Genomic DNA, 4,879 nt, shown 5'->3' on the forward strand with positions numbered 1-4,879 from the left:
AAAGGCGACGACATACTCTCCCACATAACTGCAGTACCATCTGCGCAGGCGGGCTTAACTACTCTGTTCGGGATGGGAAGAGGTGAGCCCCGCCGCAATAACCACCTTAAGGTTGTTAGTCTAAAGTCTAAGGTCATAAAGTGTAAAGTTTTCACTTTTTAACTTTTTGACTTTCGTCTTTAAGACTGCCCGCGACGGGCAAATATCTTAACATACTGAGATAAAGAAAGTATTTTTATTTATTATTTTTAGAAAGTTTCTTCCTCCGGGTTGCCCCGGAGGAAAAGGGTGTACATAAGCTTACGGATTATTAGTACTACTCGACTATGACATTACTGCCTTTACATCTATAGCCTATCAACGTGGTCATCTTCCACGATCCTTAAAAGAAATCTCATCTTGTGGTGGGTTTCGCGCTTATATGCTTTCAGCGCTTATCCCTTCCAAACGTAGCTACTCTGCGATGCTCCTGGCGGAACAACAGATACACCAGAGGTTTGTCCAATTCGGTCCTCTCGTACTAGAATCAGATCCACTCAAATTTCTAACGCCCACAGTAGATAGAGACCGAACTGTCTCACGACGTTCTGAACCCAGCTCGCGTGCCACTTTAATGGGCGAACAGCCCAACCCTTGGGACCTTCTCCAGCCCCAGGATGTGACGAGCCGACATCGAGGTGCCAAACCCCCCCGTCGATATGAGCTCTTGGGGGAGATCAGCCTGTTATCCCCGGCGTACCTTTTATCCTTTGAGCGATGGCCCTTCCATGCGGAACCACCGGATCACTATGCTCTACTTTCGTACCTGATCGACCTGTATGTCTCTCAGTCAAGCTCCCTTATGCCATTGCACTCTACGCACGGTTACCAAGCGTACTGAGGGAACCTTTAGAAGCCTCCGTTACTCTTTTGGAGGCGACCACCCCAGTCAAACTACCCACCAAGCAATGTCCCCCACAATCGCGGGGTTAGGCCTCAGATAAACAAAGGGTTGTATTTCAACAATGACTCCACAACGCCTGGCGACGCCACTTCACAGTCTCCAACCTATCCTACACATCATTTATCCAAGGTCAATACTAAGCTATAGTAAAGGTGCACAGGGTCTTTTCGTCCCACTGCGGGTAAACGGCATCTTCACCGTTACTACAATTTCACCGAGCTCATGGCTGAGACAGTGTCCAGATCGTTACACCATTCGTGCAGGTCGGAACTTACCCGACAAGGAATTTCGCTACCTTAGGACCGTTATAGTTACGGCCGCCGTTTACTGGGGCTTCAATTCAATGCTTCTCCGAAGATAACATCTCCTCTTAACCTTCCAGCACCGGGCAGGTGTCAGGCCCTATACTTCATCTTACGATTTTGCAGAGCCCTGTGTTTTTGATAAACAGTCGCCTGGACCTCTTCACTGCGGCCCTGATTACTCAGGGCGACCCTTCTCCCGAAGTTACGGGTCTATTTTGCCTAATTCCTTAGCCATGAATCTCTCGAGCACCTTAGGATTCTCTCCTCAACTACCTGTGTCGGTTTACGGTACTGGTACTAATTACCTGAAGTTTAGAGGTTTTTCTTGGAAGCCCTTAGGCGCACTATCTCTTTGTCCGAAGACTCCGAGTACTATCGTATTTCCCCAAGATCTGTGGATTTGCCTGCAGATCTTATAGGTAGGTACTTCAACGAACTATTCCGTCAGTTCGCGGCGCTTTCATCACTCCGTCACCCCATCACAGTAATTAGTAGTACGGGAATATTAACCCGTTAGCCATCGACTGTCCCTTTCGGGTTCGCCTTAGGACCAGACTAACCCACAGCTGATTAGCATAGCTGTGGAAACCTTAGTTTTTCGGTGTGCGGGTTTCTCGCCCGCATTATCGTTACTTATGCCTACATTTTCTTTTCTAACCAGTCCAGCATACCTGACGATACACCTTCAACCCTGTTAGAATGCTCCCCTACCACTTACAGTTACCTGTAAATCCATAGCTTCGGTAATATACTTATGCCCGATTATTATCCATGCTCGTCCGCTCGACTAGTGAGCTGTTACGCACTCTTTAAATGAATGGCTGCTTCCAAGCCAACATCCTAGCTGTCTGGGCAGACAAACCTCGTTCTTTCAACTTAGTATATATTTGGGGACCTTAGCTGATGGTCTGGGTTCTTTCCCTCTCGGACTTGGACCTTAGCACCCAAGCCCTCACTGCTGAGAAACATTATATAGCATTCGGAGTTTGTCAGGAATTGGTAGGCGGTGAAGCCCCCGCATCCAATCAGTAGCTCTACCTCTATATAACTTTAATTTCAGCGCTGCACCTAAATGCATTTCGGGGAGTACGAGCTATTTCCGAGTTTGATTGGCCTTTCACCCCTACCCACAGGTCATCCGAAGACTTTTCAACGTCAACCGGTTCGGTCCTCCACTGTGTGTTACCACAGCTTCAACCTGCCCATGGGTAGATCACACGGTTTCGCGTCTAACACTACTGACTAAAGCGCCCTATTCAGACTCGCTTTCGCTACGGATCCGTGGCTTAACCACTTAACCTTGCCAGCAACGTTAACTCGTAGGCTCATTATGCAAAAGGCACGCCGTCACCCCACGAAAGGGCTCCGACCGCTTGTAAGCGTATGGTTTCAGGATCTATTTCACTCCGTTATTCACGGTTCTTTTCACCTTTCCCTCACGGTACTGGTTCACTATCGGTCTCTCAGGAGTATTTAGCCTTAGCGGATGGTCCCGCCAAATTCAGACAGGGTTTCACGTGCCCCGCCCTACTCAGGATACCACTATCTATTACATTTATTACCCATACGGGGCTATCACCCTCTATGGCTTGACTTTCCAGTCAATTCCGGTTCTGCATGCATAAAATCTCGTGGTCCTACAACCCCAGCATTGCCGTAACAACACTGGTTTGGGCTAATCCGCGTTCGCTCGCCACTACTTACGGAATCACTTTTGTTTTCTTCTCCTCCGCCTACTTAGATGTTTCAGTTCAGCGGGTTTGCCCACCTATCGGTGTACTATGTCTTCAACATAGTGGGTTGCCCCATTCAGGTATCTGCGGATCAATCGGTGTGTGCCCGTCCCCGCAGCTTTTCGCAGCTTATCACGCCTTTCATCGCCTCTGAGAGCCAAGGCATCCCCCATACGCCCTTATTTTGCTTATTGTACCAATCTTAAAATTAATTAAGACCGTTTTTTTTGTCTTTTACAATAAAATTGTAAAAAACGCTTTCTACTTTTTATTATTTCTTATCTCAATATGTCAATGAACTTTATAATGCTTTAAGCTCTAGGCTTTACGCATTAAGCTTACAGCCTATGGCTTATAGCTTTTGTGGAGAATAACGGAGTCGAACCGTTGACCTCCTGCGTGCAAGGCAGGCGCTCTAGCCAGCTGAGCTAATCCCCCATTTTTAAATGATGAGTTATGAATTATGAGTTATGAATGGCTCATAAACGCTCAACTTCTAAAATTTCCTTTTTTTTTAAGTTTTTTGAGTTTTTTTAAACTTATAATTTATAATTAATAACTTATAACTTTAAAATAGTTGTCTCGGACAGACTCGAACTGTCGACCCCTACATTATCAGTGTAGTACTCTAACCAGCTGAGCTACGAGACACTCTTTATTCCTTAAAATTTATTATTTGAACTAACAGCAAGAGTAAAATAGCCTTAAAATCAAAACCCATAAAGCTGCTTCTTTTTTCCTCAGCGTGCTTTTTGGTTAAAAGTTAATTGTTAAGGGTTAAACGTCAAGACGTATAACTTATAACTCTTTTCTTTAAACTTTTTTAAGCTAACACTTGAGGCTCTAGAAAGGAGGTGTTCCAGCCGCACCTTCCGGTACGGCTACCTTGTTACGACTTAGCCCTAGTTACCAGTTTTACCCTAGGCAGCTCCTTGCGGTCACCGACTTCAGGCACCCCCAGCTTCCATGGCTTGACGGGCGGTGTGTACAAGGCCCGGGAACGTATTCACCGGATCATGGCTGATATCCGATTACTAGCGATTCCAGCTTCACGGAGTCGAGTTGCAGACTCCGATCCGAACTGTGACCGGTTTTATAGATTCGCTCCTGGTCGCCCAGTGGCTGCTCTCTGTACCGGCCATTGTAGCACGTGTGTAGCCCAAGGCGTAAGGGCCGTGATGATTTGACGTCATCCCCACCTTCCTCACAGTTTGCACTGGCAGTCTTGTTAGAGTTCCCGACTTGACTCGCTGGCAACTAACAACAGGGGTTGCGCTCGTTATAGGACTTAACCTGACACCTCACGGCACGAGCTGACGACAACCATGCAGCACCTTGTAAATTGTCTTGCGAAAGTTCTGTTTCCAAAACGGTCAATCTACATTTAAGCCTTGGTAAGGTTCCTCGCGTATCATCGAATTAAACCACATGCTCCACCGCTTGTGCGGGCCCCCGTCAATTCCTTTGAGTTTCATTCTTGCGAACGTACTCCCCAGGTGGGATACTTATCACTTTCGCTTAGCCACTGAGATTGCTCCCAACAGCTAGTATCCATCGTTTACGGCGTGGACTACCAGGGTATCTAATCCTGTTCGCTACCCACGCTTTCGTCCATCAGCGTCAATCAATTAGTAGTAACCTGCCTTCGCAATTGGTATTCCATGTAATCTCTAAGCATTTCACCGCTACACTACATATTCTAGTTACTTCCTAATAATTCAAGTCTAACAGTATCAATGGCCGTTCCACCGTTGAGCGATGGGCTTTCACCACTGACTTATTAAACCGCCTACGGACCCTTTAAACCCAATGATTCCGGATAACGCTTGGATCCTCCGTATTACCGCGGCTGCTGGCACGGAGTTAGCCGATCCTTATTCTTACGATACCGTCAAGCT

2 tRNA genes and 3 rRNA genes are annotated in these 4,879 nt (G+C 46.8%); all 5 read right to left on the reverse strand.

The features are described from left to right. Positions 1 to 109: ribosomal RNA gene (rrf, locus tag ACHRVX_RS23780) — 5S ribosomal RNA — on the reverse strand; the annotation flags it as partial. Between the two features lie 181 nt (positions 110 to 290). Then, positions 291 to 3,175: ribosomal RNA gene (locus tag ACHRVX_RS23785) — 23S ribosomal RNA — on the reverse strand. Positions 3,176 to 3,345: 170 nt separating this feature from the next. Beyond that, positions 3,346 to 3,419, reverse strand: a tRNA-Ala gene (locus ACHRVX_RS23790). Positions 3,420 to 3,558: 139 nt separating this feature from the next. Beyond that, positions 3,559 to 3,632: transfer RNA gene (locus ACHRVX_RS23795), tRNA-Ile, on the reverse strand. A gap of 196 nt (positions 3,633 to 3,828) precedes the next feature. Then, positions 3,829 to 4,879 (reverse strand): 16S ribosomal RNA (locus ACHRVX_RS23800); the annotation flags it as partial.

The sequence above is a fragment of the Flavobacterium sp. FlaQc-47 genome (assembly GCF_044006475.1).
Classification (GTDB): domain Bacteria; phylum Bacteroidota; class Bacteroidia; order Flavobacteriales; family Flavobacteriaceae; genus Flavobacterium.